The organism is Chryseobacterium sp. C2(2020) (assembly GCF_014218915.1).
Lineage (GTDB): Bacteria > Bacteroidota > Bacteroidia > Flavobacteriales > Weeksellaceae > Chryseobacterium > Chryseobacterium mucoviscidosis.
This window is the reverse complement of record NZ_JACLCT010000011.1, coordinates 71,391-93,211: the sequence shown is the minus strand read 5'-3', so window position 1 is coordinate 93,211 and position 21,821 is coordinate 71,391. Positions and strand designations below refer to the sequence as shown.

Sequence of the window (21,821 nt, the reverse complement as noted above, 5' to 3'; positions counted from 1 at the left end):
TGCTCTTTCTTTTCATTTAAGTATTCAACTTAAACAACTAAAGTGATAAGAACTTTTGCATCTTTTGCGGTAAAAAGCTTAGACCAGATTTAAAAGAAAATCTTAGCGTTCCTTGTATTAAAAATATAAAAACCTATAAATTTGATTTATGCAAAACAGAATATCTTCCTTTCCACCCATCATCGACAACCATTCTAAAATCATTATTCTGGGATCAATTCCCGGTGTAAAATCGTTAGAAAAACAGCAATATTACGGTCATCCCCAAAACAAATTCTGGAAAATCATCTTTGAATTGCTCAACGAAGAATTTACAGAAGATTATGATGAAAAAATCAACCTTTTAAAGAAACATAACATCGCACTTTGGGACGTTATCGATTCCTGCGAAAGAAAAGGAAGCCTCGATTCTGAAATTAAAAATGAAGAAGCCAATCAGATTGAAGAGCTTCTGGAAGATCATCCGAATATTAAAGCCATATTTTGCAATGGCGGAAAATCGTATAAGAATTTGCAGAAAATTTTAGGAAAGAACTATAAAATACCTGTATTTTTACTGCCTTCTACAAGTCCGCTTCATACGGTTTCTTTTGAAAAGAAACTGGAGGAATGGAAGAAGATAAAAATGCATTTATGAAAAAACTATTACCATTATTTCTGACCTTAATTTTCACTACTATTTTTTCACAGGAATATCATTTTGATTATTCGATAGAAAGTCAGACAACTCAAATTAAGCCTGATAAAGAAAAGTCAGTTTCTACCGCTTTTTATGATTCTACAAATAAAATTCATTTGAATATAGACAGGTTTAATGACCAATTTAAAGGAATAATCTATGATAAAAACAAGAACTTAAGACATGTGTTTAAAGTGATACCATCTAAAGATTTTGTAACTTTTGAATATATGTATACTAATGATTTTAGTAAGGATAAACATAAAGATATTGCCAATGGCGATATTTTAGAGATAAAAAAAATGGATTCTTTACAATATCAGATTATTGGCTATAAAAATGAAAAGAAGACTAAGAAGAGATTTTCAGTATTGGTATCTTTAGAAAAATCAACATTTGATTATCTTAAATTGGGCATTGATCATGGTAAAACTGACGAAATGCAGAAAAATGTGAGAGCATTTTTAGATCCGAATTCAAATTATGCGGTAAAAAGATTACAGGTTGATTATCATTCAACAGGTTATTCTTACGATAGTTCTCTAAAAATCACAAACGTAGATTTTTCTTTAAAACTACCCAAAGAATTAATTATTAAAGAATATAATGTTTTTGGGGAATTTCAAAACTGATCTATTCCCCAAAAAACAAGTTATTACTTCTCAATCCTATAAACCTCCTCATAAGGCTGAATCAGAACCCATCCATTCCCCGAAAACTTCATCTGGAATTCTTCGCCGCTTCCTCTTCCAATCAGACTTTTGAAAGAAACGTTGGTTTTCAGTTCAGGAGATAGATTTCCCGACCACGCAACGGTGGCATTCGGATCCGTAAAAACCGGAGCATCGGGAGTTACCAGTAATGTTAACGGTTCGCCGTGAGTGGTAATCGCGATATGTCCCGTTCCGGATAATTTCACCTGAAAAAGTCCGCCCGACATTACCCCTGCAATACTTTTTAACATGGTAATATCGCTTTTAATGCTTTGTTCGTGTGCCAAAACATCGTTTCCGTTTACGCAGACCGCTTCATTATTTAGATAAAGAATACGGACTTTTTTACCTGAATCCGCAACGTACAGTTTTCCGGTTCCTTCGGCTTTCATTAATTTTACGCCTTCGCCGCTGATCGCTTTTTTCAATAAATTTCCGATTCCTCCGGAAAGCATTCCCTGTCTTTCGAAATTAACGTTTCCGATGTAGCCAACCATGCTTCCTGCCTTTGTCCAGACAGACTGGTTGTTGAGGTTGATCTCCAGAAGAGAGGGTTTTTCCAGCTCGAAATAATCTCTTTCCATTGGATTTTCTTTCGTTTCGTTCACAAAAGATTCAATCGAATATTTGCTCATAGTGTAAATTTTTAATGTTCTCAAAAATAGCTTTTTTATGGCTTAAAAAATATCGAAAAATCACGGTTTTTTATTTCAATTAAAACTGATTTAAATACTTTGAATCTTTGTATTTCGAAAATAAGTGAAACGCCCTTGTTTATCTTGATTTCAATAATTTAAAATAAATTCTCTGTTTAGCCTCGCGTTTGAATAATCGAAAGACTAAACAAAATTCTTAAATAAAACTTTTTAATTTAAAGGAATACAAACACATTTCATTTAAAAAAGCAAATCAAAAATAAATATACTGTTGATTATTAGTTGATTGCGCGTATTTGAAAAATGTAAAAATAGTTAATTTAACATCTGTGTAAATAATACTTGACAAAGGGGTGTTTCATGTCGTATATTTGCACTCCGAAAATTACACCTTGTAATTTCAATAATTTTTAAACCGTAATTTAAAAAATGAAAACATCAGATTTTAATTTTGATCTTCCTGCAGAATTATTGGCAGAACACCCATCAGAGCACAGAGACGAAGCCAGACTAATGGTACTTGATAGAAAAACACAGACTATCGAGCACAAATTATTCAAGGATGTTGTAGATTATTTTGAGGAAGATGATTTATTTATCTTTAACAATACTAAAGTTTTTCCTGCACGTTTATACGGAAACAAAGAAAAAACAGGAGCTAAGATTGAAGTTTTCCTTTTAAGAGAGCTTGATAAAGAAACCCGTGTTTGGGATGTTTTGGTAGATCCTGCAAGAAAAATCAGAATCGGTAACAAATTATTCTTCACAGAAGACGAGTCTTTGGTTGCTGAAGTTATCGATAACACGACTTCAAGAGGAAGAACGTTGAGATTCTTATTCGATGGTTCTTACGAAGAATTCAGAGCTAAACTGAAAGAATTAGGAGAAACTCCGCTTCCAAAATACATCAAAAGAGACGTTGAACCGGAAGATGCGGAAAGATATCAAACGATTTATGCAAAAGTAGAAGGTGCGGTTGCAGCTCCTACAGCAGGTCTTCACTTTTCAAAACACTTAATGAAGAGATTGGAGATCAAAGGAATTAATTTTGCTGAGGTTACACTTCACGTTGGTTTAGGAACCTTCAACCCGATTGAAGTTGAAGATCTTTCTAAGCACAAAATGGAGTCTGAAGAGATCTTCATCGACGAGAAAAACGCTCAGATCATCAACAACGCTGTTGATGCGAACAGAAGAGTTTGTGCAGTTGGAACGACTACGATGAGAACACTTGAAACTTCTGTTTCTTCAAATAAAAAAATCTCTGCTTTCCACGGATGGACAAATAAATTTATTTATCCGCCACACGATTTCGGAGTTGCCAACTGTATGATTACGAACTTCCACACACCAAAATCTACATTAATTATGATGATTGCAGCGTTTGCAGGAAGAGATTTCGTAATGCACGCCTACGAAGAAGCCGTAAAAGAGAAGTACAAATTCTACTCTTACGGAGACGCAATGCTAATTTTATAAGAACGGAAGCTGGAAGTTGGGTGTTGGAAGTTTACAATTCGGCGCCCAATTTTTCTTCCATCTTCTGACATCTAACTTCCAACAATATAATGAAAGACATCAGAACTTTATCACTGGACCAGCTCAAAGAATACTTTGTTTCTTTGGGAGAAAAGCCGTTTCGTGCGAAACAGGTATATGACTGGTTGTGGAGTAAAAATCTTCACTCGATTGATGAAATGACGAATCTTTCAAAAACTCTTCGTGAGAGAATCGCCGAAGAATATACCATCAATCCTGTTTCTGTGGATCAGCTTCAGAAAAGTACAGACGGCACCATTAAAAACGGAGTGAAATTGCACGACGGCTTATTGGTGGAATCTGTTCTTATTCCTACAGAAACCAGAACCACAGCTTGTGTTTCTTCACAGGTCGGATGTTCATTAAACTGCGAATTCTGCGCAACCGCAAGACTCAAAAGAATGAGAAATCTTGAAGTTGCCGAGATCGTGGATCAGGTTGCTTTAATCGACAGCCAGAGTAAAATGTACTTCGACAGACCGCTTTCCAACATTGTTTTTATGGGAATGGGTGAGCCGATGATGAATTACAAAAACGTGGTGGAAGCCATCCGCAAAATAACCCAGCCGGAAGGTTTGGGAATGTCTCCCAGAAGAATTACCGTTTCCACTTCAGGAATTCCGAAGATGATTAAAATGCTCGCTGACGAAGAACTGAAAGTGAAACTGGCTTTGTCTCTTCACTCTGCCATTGAAGCGAAGCGTAACGAGATTATGCCTTTTTCCGATAAATTTCCTCTAACGGAAATCATGGAATCTCTTCAGTACTGGTATAAAAAAACAGGCTCTGTCATCACTTTCGAATACTGTGTCTGGAAGGACATTAATGACGGTGATGAAGATATCAAAGCTCTGATTAAATACTGCAAACAGGTTCCTTCTAAAGTTAATTTAATTCAGTACAATCCTATTGGTGACGGAAAATATGACCAGTGCAACAAACAGGCAGAAGAAAATTATATCCGTCAGTTGGAAAATGCAGGAATTGTCTGCGTAGTAAGAAAAAGCCGTGGCGGAGACATCGATGCAGCCTGCGGACAGCTTGCTAATAAATCTGCGGATTAAAATTTTATTAAAAAAATCAAAAAATTTTCTTAACGCTTTCCTAAAATCATAACTTTGTACCACAAATTTTAAAAGTGATGATGGATTACTTTATGGATGAAAATGGATTGGAAAGTGTCTATTCATGGTCTATTCCTGTTCATGCAACCGTTATTTTAGCCGAAATGATTTACAGTCATGTTTCGGAGGCTAAATTATACGATAAAAAAGATGTGGCAACGAGCGTTTTTCTGGCATTAATGAATTTCGGACTGGATTTATTGATGAAGGCTTTTGCAATGGGAGTCATGTTCTTCTTTTACAATCTTAGATTTTTCTCGTGGGATTTTACGATCTGGTACTGGCTGATTTGCTTTGTGGTAACGGATTTTGCATATTACGTTCTCCATTATGTAGATCATCATTCCAGAGCATTCTGGGCGGTTCATATTACGCACCACAACTCGGAATATTTCAATCTGACAACAGGTTTCAGAAGTCCGGTTTTACAGCCTCTATACAGATATTTGTATTTTTCACCACTGGCATTTTTAGGATTCGATCCATGGCATATTATGGTGGTTTATGCAATTGGTCAGGTGTACGGAACCTGGGTTCATACACAGACTGTAAAAAGTATGGGATTTCTTGAATATATTTTGGTAACGCCTTCTCATCACCGCGTTCATCATGCATGCAACATCAAGTATCTCGATAGAAACATGGGAATGTGCCTTATTATCTGGGATAAAATATTCGGAACCTTTGAAAAAGAAGATCCGAATATTCCTGTAAAATACGGAATTTATCCAAAGATGCCGAATGACAGACCAGACACAGTTTTATTATACGAATGGCGAAAAATCTGGAAAGATATTAAACAGCCTGGATTAAAATTTTCCGATAGAATCAATTATATCTTTAATTCTCCCGGTTGGCGACACGATGGAACCGGAAAAACAGTGAGACAATATCAAAAAGATTACTGGGCAAGAAAAAATAAAAATAAAGATCAGGTTCAGAAGAAATCTGCTTAGTTTTTAAACGCAGACAACACAAATTTTACACGTATTTCACAAATATTTAGAATTATAAGTAAGACGGGCTTTTGACTCGTCTTTCTTTTGTGAGGCAATTTAATGTTATTTTTACTCTGCGATCTTAATTAAGTGAAACGCCTTTGTACACTTAAAAAACGAATAGTAGTAAAAAAAACTTTACGAGCTTTGTGTTGAAAACAGATTTTTCCTTCATCAGAATGACATAAGAAAGAAGTTTTGCATGAAATTTGTGAAATTCGTGCTAAAATTAGTGCCATTTGTGTTTAAATAAATATTTTTACTTAATGAAAAAGCTTTTCCTGATATCTGCAATTACGATTTCTACCTTCTCATTTTCTCAGCAGGCTGATCTTTTTAAAATAAAAAAATACAGAATTGGTAATTTGGATGATAAAGTGAAGGAAACCTCCGGTTTAAATTTAATGAACGGAAAACTGTATACTTTTAACGACAGCGGCAATACTCCGGAACTTTTTGAGTTGGATAAATCGACAGGACAAATCATCGGAACGATACAAATCAACGGAAAAAATAAAGATTGGGAAGCACTTACAAACGACGGTAAAAACTTCTACATCGGAGATTTCGGAAACAACGGCGGAACAAGAAAAGACCTCGAAATTTATAAAGTTCCTTTTGAAGATAATTCAGCAAAAAACGATTCGGTTAAATTAATTTCTTTTAAATATCCCGAACAGCAGGAATTTATTCCAAAATATTCCGAGACCAATTTTGATGCAGAAGCCATGATTTATTTAAACGAAAAAATTCATCTTTTTACGAAAGAATGGGGTACAAAATCAACAACACATTACCTTATCGATCCTGAAATTTCAGAAAAGCAGAAAGCTCAAAAAATCGAAAATTACAAGACCGGTTTTATGGTAACAGATGCTTCTTATTTTAATAAAAAGCTCTATTTAATAGGCTATACCAAGAAGACAGAAGTGTTTTTAGATATTTTTGATGAAGCAGAGCCTGGAATTTTTTTTAAACAAAATCCCAAACATTATTATCTCGGAAGCGCTTTATCCATTGGACAAATTGAAGGAATTGCCGTTGATGAAACAGGAATTTATATTTCGGGGGAAAAGTTTCATTCTCCGATTGGCGGAGGAAAACAAAGCCTTTATTTTATTCCGATAGATAAACTCAAAGATTAATTTCCCTTAAAATTGCCCGAAAAAAATTATCTTTGTGGGAATTAATAATTTATCTCTTATTCAAAGATTGTGGCGAACACCGTTGAAGAAATCAAGCGACCGATCAATGAGGAAATGAAACTTTTCGAGCAGAAGTTTTATGAATCCATGCAGAGCAAAGTACCTTTACTAGATAAAGTCACTCGTTTTATCGTTACCACAAAAGGAAAGCAGATGCGTCCGATGTTTGTCTTTCTTTGTGCAAAATTAGTCGGCGACGTTAATGAAAAAACGTATCGCGGAGCTTCCATGATCGAGCTGATTCACACGGCAACTCTGGTGCATGATGATGTGGTGGATGAAAGTTTTAAACGTCGCAATTTCTTTTCAATTAATGCGTTGTGGAAAAATAAGATTGCGGTTTTGGTTGGAGATTATCTTTTATCCAAATCGGTTTTATTATCCACAGATCATAAAGACTACGATTTATTAGGTGTTATTTCAAGAACAATCCGTGAAATGTCCGAAGGAGAGCTTCTTCAGTTGGAGAAAGCAAGAAAACTGGATATTACAGAAGAGGTCTATTATGAAATCATCCGCCAGAAAACAGCGACTTTAATTGCTGCATGCTGTGAAATCGGCGTGTTATCAAACAATGCAGATGAAGTTCTGGCTAAAAAAATGATGGATTTCGGAACTTATACCGGAATGGCTTTTCAGATCAAAGATGACCTTTTTGATTATTTAACTTCAAACGTTATTGGAAAACCTGTAGGAATTGATATTAAGGAGCAGAAAATGACGCTGCCTCTGATCCATACTTTGAAAACAGCAAACGAGAAAGACCGCAAATACTATTTCAATACCATTAAACGTTACAATAACGATCAGAAACGCGTAAAAGAGCTGATTAATTTTGTTAAAAGTTCCGGAGGTCTGGAGTATGCGATTACCGTAATGAAAGACTTTCAGCAAAAAGCAATTGATATTCTGAACGAATTTCCCGATTCGGAAGCAAAAAAGTCATTGCGAATCATGCTGGATTATGTCATCGAAAGAAAATTTTAAAACAGATTTTTCAAAATAAAAAAATCGGAATGTGCAAAAGCGTTCCGATCTTTTATTGGTTATATTTTCTGAATCGTAATATTGGTAACATTACCACTTCCTGTACTTCCCGTTTCCGAAGCTAAAACCGTACAGTTTTGATTCGGAGCTGCCGTAAAACGAACCTGATATCCTGCACTCGGTACAACAAGCATCGTCGTGTAATTCATGAGTTCCCCAATTCTGACAGTGGCAGTGAGTGTAGGAGTATCCGCTCCCGCATAATGGCTTCCTCTCGCAAGATAATTATTATCGGGAACAGGTCTTACTCCCAAAACAAGCTGTGTACCGGCAGTAACATTACCAAAACTTGCCTGAAACGTTACAATATAATTTCCTGCCTGATTGAAGGTAAGCGTTCCGGTAGTTGAATTGTAAGAATAATACGTTGAAGTTACCAAAGGAGCTGCAAAAAGTAAAGTAGCAATCACGCCGCTGTTTGCGTTCTGATCGGCAGATAACCGCGAATGGAAAAGATCTGTTGTGGTAAAATTTATGGTTTTTAATACACCATTTCCATCTGCGACTACATATTTATCTGTTCCGGGAACTCCTGTATTGGAATTGATGGTACGAACTCTTACATTTCCTGTTGCTACATCCAGTTTCTCACTGGGATTTATCGTGCTTATTCCTACATTTCCGGAATTTGTTATTGCAAAATCATTAGCTTGTTGTGTGGTAGTTGGAGTTCCGGAAGCCGCATTATCTTTGTTTCCGTCTACATGAAAGGTCGTTTGAGGATTAGCAGTGTTAACTCCTACCTGTGCGTAAGAAGACAATGGTATCAAAATAAAGGGTAATATTTTAGTTACCTGAAATAATTTGTTTCTCATGATTTTTGAAATTTGTGAATTTTTTTCCAAACTCTTCAAAAATCGTACCGATTGATTTTGGATATTTTTAATTAAATTTGATTTTCGTTGATTTTATTTTGTTATTTAATGTGTTTTTAATATTAATAAATGGTTATTGGTGTTGTTTATTTAAATATAATTTAATATGAATTTATCAGATTGAAGTTAAATTATTTTTACTGTCACAATAATTACAGCCAGAACAATGCAAAATAAAGCGATTAAAAATAAATAATCCGCAATAGTTTCAAATCTGTGGGAACGTTTTTCGTGCATTGATCTTATTGCGAGAAAAGAAAAGAAACAACTGAAAGCAAAAAAAAGACAGGCAACTCCTGCAAACTCGTCCAAATGCGTGCTGTGGCTGATTTTTGATATCTTTAATGAAGTGATAATGACCAGAGAAAACCCCAGAAGATTACTCGATGCATTAAGGATATGAGACGATTTTTTCTCCATCATTTACAAATTTATTCCAATATAAACACAATTTATTTTATTATCAAATTTTTAAAAAAGATTATTAAAAATTAAAATTAATTTAAAAAGTGTATATTAGCAAAATACTTCAAAATAAAAATATTTAATATTTGGCTATGCAGACAACCTATATTGAAACACAGCAAATTTCCTTTCAAGATTTTAAAAATCAAATACTTGAAGATTATAAATTAGGAAGGATTTCTCGTGAAATGTCTTATTTGGGACGAAGAGAAGTTCTTACGGGAAAAGCTAAGTTTGGTATTTTTGGGGACGGAAAAGAGCTTCCTCAGCTTGCAATGGCGAAAGTTTTCAGAGATGGAGACTTCCGTTCGGGATATTACAGAGATCAGACCTTTGCATTGGCTGTAAATGCGTTGACTGTTGAAAGTTTTTTTGCACAATTGTATGCAGATACTAGCGTGGAAAGAGAACCTGCTTCAGCCGGAAGACAGATGAACGGCCACTTTGCGACAAGAAGTTTAAATGAAGACGGAAGCTGGAAAGATTTAACGGCTCAGAAAAATATCTCTTCCGACATTTCTCCTACTGCGGGACAGATGCCGAGATTATTAGGATTGGCTCAGGCTTCTAAAATTTATAAAACCGTAAAATTCGAAGGCTCTGAAAAGTTTTCCAGAGAAGGAAATGAGATTGCTTTCGGAACAATCGGAGATGCTTCTACAGCAGAAGGTCATTTCTGGGAAACACTGAATGCGGCTTGTGCGCTTCAGGTTCCAATGGTAGTTTCGATCTGGGATGACGGTTACGGAATTTCTGTTCCTACGAAAAATCAGAGAGCAAAAGCCGATATCGCTGAAATGCTGAGCGGTTTTCAGAGAAAAGAAGGAGAAAACCAGGGATGTGAAATCATTCAGGTAAAAGCTTGGGATTATCCTGCACTTTTGGATGCTTATGCTAGAGCAGAACAGTTTGCAAGAGTCGAAAGCGTTCCGGTAGTGGTTCACGTGATTGAAGTTACTCAGCCTCAAGGTCACTCTACTTCAGGATCTCATGAAAGGTATAAAAATGAAGAGCGTCTGTCTTGGGAATCTCAGTTTGACGGATTGGTGAAATTCAAAGAATGGATTTTAAACTATTCCATTGAAATTGAAGGCAAAGAAGAAGTTCTGGCAACAGAAGAAGAGCTGGATGCTATTGATAATGAAGCGAAAAAAACAGTAAAAACAGGTCAGAAACAGGCTTGGGAAAATTACCAGAAAACAATTACAGATTTAATCGGTTCCGTTTTACCTTTGGTAGAAAATCTTAAAGGGCAAAACGCTGAAATCGAGAATTATATTACCCACTTCAATAAACTCGTTTCAAAAGCAAAGAAAGACGTTTTCCATTTGGTAAGAAAATCTTTACTGGCAACGAGAGGAACCCATTCTGCAGAAAGAAACCAACTGATGCAGAAATACAACGAGATTTTTGAAGTTGAAAAAGACAATTATTCTTCTCACTTATATTCTCAGTCTCAGTGGAAAGCTGAAAACGTAAAAGAAATTAAGCCCATTTATTCCGACACTTCTGAAGATGTAGACGGAAGAGTAGTGGTAAGAAACAATTTCGATAAAATATTCGAAAAATATCCTGAAACTTTAGTCTTTGGTGAAGATGCCGGAAATATCGGTGATGTAAACCAAGGGTTGGAAGGAATGCAGGAAAAATACGGTGACGTTCGTGTTGCCGATACAGGAATTCGTGAAGCTACGATTTTAGGTCAAGGTATTGGAATGGCAATGAGAGGTTTAAGACCAATCGCTGAAATCCAGTATTTAGATTATATTCTGTATTGTTTACAGGGTATGAGCGACGATTTGGCAACCGTTCAGTACAGAACAAAAGGAGGTCAGAAATCGCCGGTTATTATCAGAACAAGAGGTCACAGACTGGAAGGAGTTTGGCATTCAGGTTCTCCGATGGCAGGAATTCTTAATCTTTCAAAAGGAATTCTGGTATTGGTTCCTAGAAACTTAACGAAAGCTGCCGGATTCTACAACACCATGCTTCAGAGCGATGATCCGGCTGTAATCGTTGAATGTTTAAATGGGTACAGATTAAAAGAAAAACAACCGGATAATTTAGGTGAATTTACTGTTCCTGTCGGAAAAATCGAGGTAACAAAAGAAGGAAAAGATGTTACGTTGGTTACTTACGGTTCTACATGGAGAATTGTAATGGAAGCAGCGGAAGAGCTTGAAAAATTAGGAATTTCTGCGGAAGTGATTGATGTTCAGTCTTTAATTCCTTTTGATTTAACACATGAAATTGCAGAATCTGTAAAGAAAACAAACAGATTAGTCGTAATCGACGAAGATGTGGAAGGCGGAACTTCAGCGTTTATTCTTCAGCAGATTTTAGAAAAACAAAAAGCATTCAGATTCTTGGATTCTGATCCGTTAACGATCTCAGCAAACGATCACAGACCTGCGTATGCAAGTGACGGAGATTATTTCAGCAAACCTTCTGCGGATGATATGGTTGAAAAAATCTATGCGATGTTTAACGAAACAAATCCTCAGAAATATCCTGCGATATTTTAATTGGAATTTTAAATAAATTTTGAAACCGCTTTCTTTTTGGAAGCGGTTTTTTGTTAGAAATTGGTAAATTAGATTTTAAAACATAATAATGAAAATCACAAAACTTGTTGTCCTTTTTAATTATCAAAAAATAGTACTTGGGTTTATTGTTTCGGTTCTTCTCTGTGCATTATCATTTTGGATTAATTCAACTCCGGTTATTTTAATATTAAGAATTTTAAGCGCACTTATCATAATAAATATTTTTGCATCACTTCTCGCTTCTTACATTTTATATGATCATTCAGATTTGTACGAATTAAAGAAGTTAAAAGGAATTGTAGATTGGAATAAAACAGAAAATGCAATTTTAGTTCACGCAAGCTTTGATCCTTTGTCAAAACGATTGGAGGAAAAATATCCGGATTTGAATTTAACGGTTTGTGATATTTTTGAAAATCGTCACGAACAGGAAAAAGGAATCGAAACTTCAAAGAAAGTATTTCCACCCAATCCAAAGGAAATAAAAATTAAACCGGATCATCTTCCTTTTGAAAATCAATCTCATGATGTAATTCTTGCTATAACTGCACTTCACGAAATTTTAGATCATGACCAAAGAGTTTTATTTTTCAAAGAAGCGAAGAGAATTTTAAAAGATGATGGTGTAATCATTGTTTCAGAACAATTTAGAGATCTGACAAATTTTCTTTTCTTTAATATCGGAGCATTCCACTTTTTAAGTAAAAAACAATGGACGAAATCTATTTCTGAAGCGGGCTTGGAGATTATTGAAAATAAGAAAATTACGCCTTTTGCTAATATGTTGACTTTAAAAAAGTAAATCTTTAGAAATATCCTGCGATATTTTAATTGGGATTTTAGATAAATTTTGAAACCGCTTTCTTTTGGGGGTGGTTTTTAATTTATATTTGTTTAACCATTAAACTAAAAGTTATGAAATTAAAATTTTCATTTATATATCTTTTATTAATAGTTACAAGTTGTAAAAATGAAAGGAAAGAATTGCTTTTAGCAGACAGGGAAGCTCCCTTAGGTTGGGTTTATCTGAAAATGTATGATGATGAAAGTTTTGAATTTATTTCTCAAGGGATGATGAGAGATAAAGATGTCTACACAGGAAATTATGAGTTTAAGAATGATACTCTTTACTTTAAATATAATGATTCAGTTCCAAAAGCTGGTTCAAAAGCAGTAATTAATAATGATTTTGTGAGTTATATTAATGGAAGTTATGCTGAAAGTTTGAAAGTAAAACGTAATAAATTTAAGCTAAAGAAATAAAAAAGACCATCAAACAACCGTCTTCTGAACTTTCTTCCCTTCCAAAATCATTTTACAGTCCTTCTCTTTCTCCGGATCATACACATGATATTTCGTTTCCCATTCTTCCAGTTGATATAAAATCGGAAGGAGAGCCAATCCTTTTTCTGTGAGTGAATACTCAACTCTTGGAGGAATTTCTTTAAACTCTTCACGAATTACCAAACCATCGGATTCCATTTCTCTCAACTGGTCGGTCAGAACTTTTCTGGAGATCACATTAATCCTCGCCGCCAATTCTCCAAAACGCAGTTTCCGGTCTTTGATCACCAATACAATAATGGGTTTCCATTTGCTTCCCAAAGCAGACATTGCTTTTCCCAAAGGACAACTGTATTGCATTAATTCGTTCTTTTTCATAAAGGTCTATTTCTAATTTTTACTCGTATTGTTGAACACGAAGTTCACAAAATTTCTAATAATTAATTGCTTTTAAGTTTCACAATGCCGTTTCACTTATAAGAGATACAGAATTTTTAAGATTTATATTTCTTATGAATAACTTTTTATTCTGTCGAACCTTCGGTTGGTGGTTAAATAAAAATTAAAATCCAATCTGCTTGCAAAATCTCATCTGTTACTTTAAAGTTACTAATGTAAGTTACTGCAAAGTTACTACTTTTTTCAATTCAAAAGATACAAATATGAACTATTATTAGTTACTTTGTGTAACAATTATAAAATAGTAAGTTAAAAATGAGCACAGAATCATTATTTCAACCTTTTAAATACAAGAATTTAGAACTTAAAAATAGAATCGTAATGGCTCCGATGACGAGAGCACAATCCGATAACGGAGTTCCTACGCAGCAAATCACAGATTATTATGCAAGAAGAGCGGCTTCCGAAGTGGGATTAATTCTTTCGGAAGGGACGGTCATCAACAGACCTGCTTCAAAAAACTTACAGAATATCCCGGATTTTTACGGAACAGAAGCATTGAACGGATGGAAAAATGTAATCGATGCAGTTCATGAAAACGGAGGGAAAATGGGACCTCAAATCTGGCACGTCGGAGACACAAGAATGTCAGAAGATTATCCTTCAGTTGAGATGGAAAAAGCTTCTACAATGACGTTGGAAGATATTCAGGATACCATTGCTCAGTTTGCCGCTTCTGCAAAATCTGCGAAAGATCTGGGATTCGATGTGTTGGAAATTCATGGAGCGCATGGTTATCTCATCGACCAGTTTTTCTGGGATGTAACCAATACAAGAACCGATGAATACGGAGGTAAAACCCTGAAAGAAAGAAGCAGATTTGCGGTTGATGTGGTTAAAGCAATCAGAGCTGCGGTTGGTGAAGATTTCACGATTATTATTCGTCTTTCTCAATGGAAACAGCAGGATTATTCTGTAAAATTAGCGAATACACCGGAAGAAATGGAAGAGTGGTTATTGCCTTTAAAAGAAGCGGGAGTTGATATTTTCCACTGTTCGCAAAGACGCTTCTGGGAAGCTGAATTCGAAGGTTCTGATCTTAATTTCGCAGGTTGGGCAAAAAAAATCACTGGACAGCCAACCATTACCGTAGGTTCTGTAGGGCTTGAAGGAGATTTTATGGCAGCTTTCGGAGGACACGGAACTGAAAAGACGGATTTAACGGAACTGACTAGAAGACTGGAAAGAGGAGATTTTGATCTGGTTGCTGTTGGTCGTGCACTTTTACAGGATCCTGAATGGGTAAAGAAAGTAAAAGAAGGAAAAATGGACGAACTTCAGGATTTCAAAGCCGAAAGCATGGCAACACTTTATTAAAAGTCAAAAGTCAATGGTGAATTGCTTTGCTGCCAGTTTTTATTAAACCATTCATTAACCAGCAAAGCGAATTAACTATTCACTTTCTACATAATTTTACCTATCAATTATTTTAAACGAAACCGCTTCAGGAGAGATTCTGAAGCGGTTTTTTCTTTTAAATATTCTAAAGATTTAAAATAACGTTAATTTCAGACACCTGAATTTACATTTAATTAGGACATCCGAAAGTAACGGAAACACATTTCCAGTATCCCGGAATTCCATTTTTTGGCGGATAGTAACACTCAACAGTATTTACTGGACATTCCGGAGCATTTCCTCCATTAATTCTTTTTAAATCAGATTTTGGTAATTTTCTTAAGTTTTTCATATTGAATAAATTTAATTTAATTATCAAATATAATATTTCTCCATTGAATGAAAAAATATTACAGCTCTTAAAAATGAAACTGCTTTCAATTCATTATTTAGATTTACATTTAAAAAATTAAATCTGACTAAAGAAAATCAACATGATATTTAAACAGTAAAGCTTTAACTACTTAAAAAACAATAAACAAAATAAAACCGTTCCCAAAAATGAGAGCGGTTTTTTAACAGATTTAAATATCTAAAATTGTCATCAATAATGACAAAAGTGATCAGATTTACAGCCCAATATTTTTTGTTGGTTTCAGTTGCTTTTTAATTGATTTCGGAAGCGCATCCTTATGAACCAGAATTGCTGTCGATTTGTATTCTACATAAGGTCTTGTTACGTAAATATACCCTTCAAAATCATTCGTTACACCCCAGGAATTTTTCACCATATAATATTCTTTGCCCGACTGATCTTTCGCCAGTCCTACGATGTGCATTCCGTGGTCATCCGTTGTAGAAAGGTTATTTAAAGCCTTCTGACGCATATCTTCAGTAATCGTTTTGTCTTTTTTAGGTTCTGTGAATAAAGTTCCTTTATTTTCTTTTGTGATCTGATCCAGATCCATGTCCGGAACATAAGCAACCCCGTTTTTATAAGAGAAATAAGGCTCAGAAACATCCGTTGCCCAACCTACAGAATATCCTTTATTTACAGCATTATCAATAATTGAAGTTAAATCTTTCATCGGTACGTTCCAGTCAGAATCATGGCTCCAGTTATCCGGAATCGGAACTACAAATTTCTGATAATACGGATAATCCTTGTAAGAAGAAAGTTCTACATAATCGTCCGGATTGATTCCTACAACCTCTTTCGCAAAAGTTTGCGGTGTGTAAGATTTTCCTTCATACGTAAAGTAGGCAGGAACTTTTCCAAGATATTCATCCAGAATGGCATCAACGGAAGACATCCAGTTGTCCGTCAGTTTTCCTTTAGAACCAGCCTGAACCAAACTGTCCAGAACAGGTTTCAATTTTCCCTGCATTTCAGAGAAATTATTCAAACTCTGTCCTTGCTTCAAACCTGTGTAAACATCCTGTGGAACCGCTCCGTATTTTTTATACATATTAATCACGTCGTGCAGTTCTCCGCCGTCTCCCCAACTGATGGCACCGTTATTCAGCACATATAATTTGGCTTTATCGTGGTAAGAATTTCTTGCAGTGTAGATTTCCGCCAGATCAACCGGTTTTTTGCCCATTCTCTGCATTTCAGACTCAAGGAAAGAATTTCCGGAATAGCTCCAGCAAGTTCCCGAAGAACCCTGGTTTTTTACCGAAGTTGCACCCACATCTTTCAGCGTGGTAAACTGGAAATTAGCATTCTGGGATTGGTTGTTTTTTAACTTGTTGATTAAGTCATCCTGTGCAAACATCATACTTCCTGCAGACAAAACAAAAAGTAATGACACAAATTTTGAATTTTTCATTACTAAAAAGATTATTTATACGAATAGTCGTTCATATTAAAGATTTGTTACAAAGAGAAAGGTTAAATCGAATCTTCGGTTTTCCGATAAAAAAGTTTTTTATCAGGAGCTGTTTCGCGCTTTCGCTACTCGCTTTTTTGAGGTTTCGGCGGCGGCAAAGCCGCGGCGAAGCCGCCGCCGAAACCTCAAAAAGAGCTCAGACAGACCGCTCAATCGCGGCTAAGGAAGAAGTCCTTCATTTCAACATTTGTAAACACCATTAAAATTTGTCATCCTGAAAACATCTGACCACAGTTTTTCCACTACATTCAGATAATTGCGGCATTATAAACTTGGTGAAAATAATTTTTAAAAAAAATCAAAAAAGAAAATATTTCAAAAATATGAAGTATAGAATTCATTTACAGATGTTTTCGTTCTTAAATTCATTTGCCGCCTTCACTAAAATTCATTATTTTTTCAAAAAAGTTGACCATGTTTCCAACCTTTTTGAAATTTTATGCATCTATGTAGATATAAAGCCTGATTATGGAACGAAAGTTACTATTAGAATGTCAACGGAACGACCGGAACGCACAGCGGAAAGTCTACGAAATGATGGCGGGAAAACTGTACACCGTTTGCAAGCGGTATCTGAAAAACGATGAAGATATCGAAGAAGTTCTGGCGGACAGCTTCTATAAGATTTTTACGAAAATGAGCCAGCTTCATAATCCCGATATTTTCGAAGCGTGGGCAAAAAAGATTGCAGTAAATGAATGTTTGCAGAAATTAAGATCCACTAAAGAACTGCATATTTCTTTAGAAGACAATCATGCCGTTTCTACAGATTCTGCGATGGAAAATGTGTCTTTTGAAAAAGATATTTTAAGCCTTCTGAACTTTCTTCCCGAAGGTTGCAGAGCCATTTTCAACCTTTTTGCCATCGAAGGATATCCTCACAAAGAAATTGCAACCATGCTTTCCATTAGTGAAGGAACCTCAAAATCCCAGCTCAATTTTGCCAGAAAAAGACTTCAGGAACTTTTGGTTAATCAAAACATTTAAACTTTTACAACAATGGAAAACAATTCAATAGATAAAACATTCAACGAGGCTTCTAAAACATTGGAAGAACCTGCGACTTTTCCTGGGTTTGATAAAGTTTGGGCAAAAGTGGAAGAAAAATTAGACAAAAAAGAAGAAAAAAAGAGTAAAATAGTTCCGATCTGGCTTCCTTACGGAATTGCCGCAAGTTTATTAATCGGTTCCGGAATCTTTTACTTTTCCAATAAAAAAGACAATGCGGAAGTTACCCAACAGGTTATTGCAAAAAATATCATCTCTGAAAATAAACCTTCTGCTGCTATTTCGGAACACGTTCAGAAAGCTGACAGTATTATAAAAGTGAATATCCAAAAAGAAACTTTACCTCCTGTAACGATAGCTGCTGAAGCTCCGCCAGTTGCAATCCAGGCTCCGTTTCCTGTTGTTTCATTTCCTCCATTAGCTTCTCCTGCACGTTATGAAGAACCGGTAGTTCTTGAAAGAGAAAATAAAATAATTGAAGACGCTCCTAAAAATCAAAATACTGAAGTGGTAATTGCGATGGGAATTAAGAAAGAAAAAGTTTCGATGGTGAATTCTCTAAATTATTCATCTTCATCGGAGAAAAAGAAAATTACGGAGCTTAACGCAGTTGCAGATACCGCAGAAGCAGTCTATTCTACCAATCCGTATGATCTGAAAGAATCTTCTCAGGAACCTGAAATTCTCGCGTACAATAAAGGATATCTTAAAGCAAAACAGCCAATTGCAGGAAATTATCAGGGATTGGCAAACAGAATAGGCAACAAAGAAGCGATAAATTCAATTCGAGGAGCAGTTCCGGGCGTCAATATCAATTCAATTTCGGGAAGACAGGGTTCCGGAAAAGTCGATATTTCGATCAGTTGTGAAGGTTCATCCAAGGCAAATAACAGTCCGCTGTTTGTCATCAACGGAAAGGCAACAGATTCCGAACTTTTTAAGAGAATTGATCCTAAAAAAATAGAATCCATCCGTGTTTTTAAAGCAGACACAGCAACCGCACTTTTCGGAAACCAAGCCGCGAATGGAGCTGTTCTGGTGGAAACAAAAGACATTTCCCGAAAAGAAAAAAGAATGCTGAAAAAGCTTCTTAAAAAAGAAAAACTGCTGAAAAAATAGTTTTCTAAACCTCCAAAACTAATATTCATTCAATATAAATCTGAAAAAAGAAATTTCTTCGGAGGTTTCTTTTTTCGCCTTTTAATCAACAAAAAGACCATGAAGAAGTTGTATTGTCTGCTTCCGCTGTTTGCGGTTAACTGCCTCTTCGCGCAGAATTCTCAACGGTATTATTCCGGAATATTTTTAAACGAAAAAGAAAAACCACAGAATTTTTTAAAGGTTCTGAACAAAAACAGCGGAGTTTATGAACTTACCGATGAAAAAGGTTTTGCCATCATCGCAGCAAAAGATTACGATACTTTGGTTTGGAACAACGGTAAAAACAAAGCGGTTGTATATGGAACCCGTGAGCTGAAACCTATTTTGGAAAGCCAGATAGAAAAAAGAAGTGTTCAAAATATTCAGAATAAAACGTACGACAGTTTGGTTTTAAAAGAGCGGAAAGATGAATTTAGCGTAGAAAATTCAGGACAAAACCTGAAAGTTAATTTGTTTGATTATTATTCCGTTAGAAAAATAAAAGAGATTGGTAAAAATTATATCAGTTTAAAAGGACGCACCCGGAAATTTTTGTTTTTAAACGGAAGTTTTACCACTTCAGCGGAGGTGAAAAGCAGAAATTCTGTTCCTAAAACCCAGAATCAATATGTTCAGGGAAGGTCTGAAAACGGAGAACTGGTTTGGAAAGGTCCCGAAACCAATGAAATGTTCAGTTTCGGACCGGATATTTCGACTTTGCAGTTTGATAATCAATCTTATGAATATGATCAAAATGGAAAGCTTATTCCTCTTATAAACGGAAATTCTCCCGCGAAAGCTTATGACAACGACATTTTTAAAACGACAGTTGGATACAATAATCAATTGAGGCTGAATCTGTTTTTCAAAAATAATGAATACTATTACGATGAAAAGTTTCGGATTTCACTGGATCTCGGACAACAGAAAGATCAGATGTATTTCATGGATCAGTACAGTATTCTGAATTCTTTTAAAACAAAACTAAGTTCGAAAATTTTAAAATTTAATGTAAATGCGGCTTTTATATATGAAGAAAATAAAGCGGTAAATTCCAACAGAATTGGGTTGTTCAACAGAGTTTATCAGAATTCTTTACTGACGCCGGTTTCTTTTTCGAATGCTCAGAAAATTTTTCTTACCGATGGTTCGCAGAGAAGCTACAGCAAGTTTGCAGACAATCCTGAATTTTTATTTTATGAAGATAATCAATACAATTCCAGAGATAAAAGAAGACAGTTCGATGTCGGAATTTCGCGGAATTGGTATCGTTTTAAGCTAAATATCACACAATCTTATGAAAACGATTTCTTTCTGAATCTGGATCGTTATAAACCTTCAACGTATGGTTTTCCCGAAGGTCTGCGAAATGGGAGAAGGCAAAACAATAAACTCTATAATTCCAGTATTTCAGGAGAATATTCGATAAATGAATATCGTTGGAACCATCGTTTTAATCTCAATTTTATTGTCAATAACAACAGATCGGAGGTTGATAATACTTTAAACAGTAAAAACCACATCTACCAGAGAACTTCGCAGGATTATATCTTTGAATACAGATTAAATTATAATGGTTACAGGGATTTCGAAATGGGGTTTAATGCAGGAAATTCTTTCTACATTTCAAATACTTCGCTTAAAAATAATTATTTCCTTCCTAAAGTGGGTGCATATTTTACTTTTAAAGAAATATTCAACTGGAGAAATATCAATTTTAAAATGTTAGGAGCCTACACTCAGCTAAGTTCGGAGCCGGAAATTACAAAATCCTATGCTTCTTACGCGACCACTTTGCTGAATGCGCAGAATTCAAATCGGTATTTCCCGGTTCAGGAAGTTGAAACCTTTAAAAATCTGTTGAATATTGATTCCAGAGAGTGGAAAACGGGTTTCAGGCTGACTTCAAGATACAATTTAGGCATTGAAGCAGAATATTTTCAGCGGAAAATCAGCAATGATATTTTTCCGGTTTTTGAAAATGGCGATTTAAAACTGAAAAACCTTGCAGACCACAGGTACCGCGGATTGGAAGTGAATTTCTTTTTTGATAATGTTTATCTGGGTTCAGATTTCAGGATGAGTCAGAAAGCTTCATTTTTTAAGTACAGAGATATGGTGGATCGGGTAAATCCGGGATATCATAATACAGCAGTTTCAGGTTTTAAAGACATTTATAAAACATTGTCGGAAGGTGAAGTTCTGGGAGCGGTTCTCGGAAGTTATTTCGAAAGAAATAACAACGGAGCGTTGATAATTGATGAATTCGGTTATCCCAAAAAAGCGGATGGATCTAAAATAATTGCAGATCCCACACCGGATTTCGTCGTTAAATTCAATCATAATTTCACCTATAAAATGCTCACTTTAGACATCAATTGGGAATGGAAAAAAGGCGGACAAATCTGGAACGGAACTCAGGCTGTTCTCGATTATTACGGACGCTCCCAAACTTCCGGAGACGACAGAAATATTAAAAATTATGTTTTTCAGGGAGTAAATTCCGGTGGAAATCCCAATCAGATTCCTGTTGATTTTTACGATCCCAATCAGGACGTTTCAAAAAACCGATGGACGAGATACGGATATTTGGGCGTTGCGGAAGACTATGTTCAGAAAGCAGATTATGTGAGAATTAATGCGGTTTCTCTAACGGCAAAATTCGATGTCGGACAGTTTAAAAAAGGTTTGGGAATTACATTCTATGTGAATAATATTCTTCTTTGGCAGGCGAATCGTGGCGTAGATTCCAATCAGAACTTCTACGATTCGGAGAACGGAAGAGGACTGGATTTTTTCAATCTTCCGTCGTATAAGACTTTTGGCTGTATGGTTTCATTTCAATTTTAAGGT

The 21,821-nt window shown here is 35.5% G+C and carries 19 protein-coding genes; 14 read left to right on the top strand and 5 right to left on the bottom strand.

The genetic code is table 11. The features are described 5' to 3' along the window. Positions 1–148 precede the first annotated feature (148 nt). Positions 149–637, top strand: coding sequence for a DNA-deoxyinosine glycosylase (locus H6W52_RS08630; protein ID WP_116099498.1), 489 nt, complete (start codon positions 149–151; stop codon positions 635–637). After that, on the top strand, positions 610–1,311 hold the full coding sequence (locus H6W52_RS08625) for a hypothetical protein (RefSeq protein ID WP_116099497.1): 702 nt from the start codon (positions 610–612) through the stop codon (positions 1,309–1,311). Before H6W52_RS08630 ends, H6W52_RS08625 begins: the two co-directional genes overlap by 28 nt. Before the next feature lie 23 nt (positions 1,312–1,334). Here H6W52_RS08625 and H6W52_RS08620 read toward each other — a convergent pair whose 3' ends face one another. Beyond that, positions 1,335–2,027, bottom strand: a complete 693-nt coding sequence (locus tag H6W52_RS08620) for an AIM24 family protein (protein WP_116099496.1) — start codon at positions 2,025–2,027, stop codon at positions 1,335–1,337. A gap of 450 nt (positions 2,028–2,477) precedes the next feature. On the opposite strand from H6W52_RS08620, the gene queA reads away from it, so the two are divergent. From queA to H6W52_RS08595, 5 genes are all read left to right on the top strand, one after another. Further along, positions 2,478–3,527, top strand: coding sequence for a tRNA preQ1(34) S-adenosylmethionine ribosyltransferase-isomerase QueA (queA, locus tag H6W52_RS08615; RefSeq protein ID WP_087708125.1), 1,050 nt, complete (start codon positions 2,478–2,480; stop codon positions 3,525–3,527). Between the two features lie 89 nt (positions 3,528–3,616). Further along, positions 3,617–4,651, top strand: a complete 1,035-nt coding sequence (gene rlmN, locus H6W52_RS08610; protein ID WP_116099495.1) for a 23S rRNA (adenine(2503)-C(2))-methyltransferase RlmN — start codon at positions 3,617–3,619, stop codon at positions 4,649–4,651. A 77-nt stretch (positions 4,652–4,728) separates the two neighbouring features. Continuing rightward, the gene (locus H6W52_RS08605) at positions 4,729–5,667 is read left to right on the top strand and encodes a sterol desaturase family protein (protein ID WP_116099494.1); all 939 of its coding nucleotides are present in this window, start codon (positions 4,729–4,731) and stop codon (positions 5,665–5,667) included. A gap of 308 nt (positions 5,668–5,975) precedes the next feature. Continuing rightward, positions 5,976–6,854 carry a hypothetical protein gene (locus H6W52_RS08600; RefSeq protein ID WP_116099493.1) on the top strand — a complete coding sequence of 293 codons (879 nt, stop codon included), beginning with the start codon at positions 5,976–5,978 and terminating at the stop codon, positions 6,852–6,854. Positions 6,855–6,923: 69 nt separating this feature from the next. Beyond that, the gene (locus H6W52_RS08595; RefSeq protein ID WP_116099492.1) at positions 6,924–7,901 is read left to right on the top strand and encodes a polyprenyl synthetase family protein; all 978 of its coding nucleotides are present in this window, start codon (positions 6,924–6,926) and stop codon (positions 7,899–7,901) included. A 59-nt stretch (positions 7,902–7,960) separates the two neighbouring features. Here H6W52_RS08595 and H6W52_RS21220 read toward each other — a convergent pair whose 3' ends face one another. After that, positions 7,961–8,776 (bottom strand): hypothetical protein, encoded by an 816-nt coding sequence (locus tag H6W52_RS21220; protein WP_206608147.1) that lies wholly within the window; start codon positions 8,774–8,776, stop codon positions 7,961–7,963. A 617-nt stretch (positions 8,777–9,393) separates the two neighbouring features. On the opposite strand from H6W52_RS21220, the gene H6W52_RS08585 reads away from it, so the two are divergent. The 3 genes from H6W52_RS08585 to H6W52_RS08575 all read left to right on the top strand — a co-directional run bounded on the left by H6W52_RS08585 (position 9,394) and on the right by H6W52_RS08575 (position 13,110). Further along, positions 9,394–11,826, top strand: coding sequence for a thiamine pyrophosphate-dependent enzyme (locus H6W52_RS08585; protein ID WP_116099491.1), 2,433 nt, complete (start codon positions 9,394–9,396; stop codon positions 11,824–11,826). Positions 11,827–11,914: 88 nt separating this feature from the next. Beyond that, positions 11,915–12,649 carry a class I SAM-dependent methyltransferase gene (locus H6W52_RS08580; RefSeq protein WP_116099490.1) on the top strand — a complete coding sequence of 245 codons (735 nt, stop codon included), beginning with the start codon at positions 11,915–11,917 and terminating at the stop codon, positions 12,647–12,649. 113 nt (positions 12,650–12,762) lie between these two features. After that, a complete protein-coding gene (locus tag H6W52_RS08575) occupies positions 12,763–13,110 on the top strand; it encodes a hypothetical protein (RefSeq protein WP_185216643.1) in 348 nt (115 codons plus the stop codon). 9 nt (positions 13,111–13,119) lie between these two features. Here the strand turns inward: H6W52_RS08575 and H6W52_RS08570 are convergent, their stop codons facing one another. Continuing rightward, on the bottom strand, positions 13,120–13,509 hold the full coding sequence (locus H6W52_RS08570; RefSeq protein WP_116099935.1) for a winged helix-turn-helix transcriptional regulator: 390 nt from the start codon (positions 13,507–13,509) through the stop codon (positions 13,120–13,122). 336 nt (positions 13,510–13,845) lie between these two features. On the opposite strand from H6W52_RS08570, the gene H6W52_RS08565 reads away from it, so the two are divergent. Next, a complete protein-coding gene (locus H6W52_RS08565; protein WP_116099936.1) occupies positions 13,846–14,907 on the top strand; it encodes an NADH:flavin oxidoreductase in 1,062 nt (353 codons plus the stop codon). Between the two features lie 211 nt (positions 14,908–15,118). Here the strand turns inward: H6W52_RS08565 and H6W52_RS08560 are convergent, their stop codons facing one another. Together H6W52_RS08560 and H6W52_RS08555 are read right to left on the bottom strand one after the other, a co-directional pair. After that, complete coding sequence (locus tag H6W52_RS08560; protein WP_157967285.1) at positions 15,119–15,280, bottom strand: bacteriocin-like protein; 162 nt, start codon at positions 15,278–15,280, stop codon at positions 15,119–15,121. 277 nt (positions 15,281–15,557) lie between these two features. Then, positions 15,558–16,760 carry an aminopeptidase C gene (locus H6W52_RS08555; protein WP_116099937.1) on the bottom strand — a complete coding sequence of 401 codons (1,203 nt, stop codon included), beginning with the start codon at positions 16,758–16,760 and terminating at the stop codon, positions 15,558–15,560. A 528-nt stretch (positions 16,761–17,288) separates the two neighbouring features. Here H6W52_RS08555 and H6W52_RS08550 point away from each other — a divergent pair. The 3 genes from H6W52_RS08550 (at position 17,289) to H6W52_RS08540 (ending at position 21,818) form a co-directional block, all read left to right on the top strand. Continuing rightward, complete coding sequence (locus H6W52_RS08550; RefSeq protein WP_116099938.1) at positions 17,289–17,807, top strand: RNA polymerase sigma factor; 519 nt, start codon at positions 17,289–17,291, stop codon at positions 17,805–17,807. A 12-nt stretch (positions 17,808–17,819) separates the two neighbouring features. Next, positions 17,820–18,947 (top strand): TonB-dependent receptor plug domain-containing protein, encoded by a 1,128-nt coding sequence (locus tag H6W52_RS08545; RefSeq protein ID WP_116099939.1) that lies wholly within the window; start codon positions 17,820–17,822, stop codon positions 18,945–18,947. 99 nt (positions 18,948–19,046) lie between these two features. After that, positions 19,047–21,818 carry a hypothetical protein gene (locus tag H6W52_RS08540; protein WP_116099940.1) on the top strand — a complete coding sequence of 924 codons (2,772 nt, stop codon included), beginning with the start codon at positions 19,047–19,049 and terminating at the stop codon, positions 21,816–21,818. Positions 21,819–21,821: the final 3 nt, after the last annotated feature.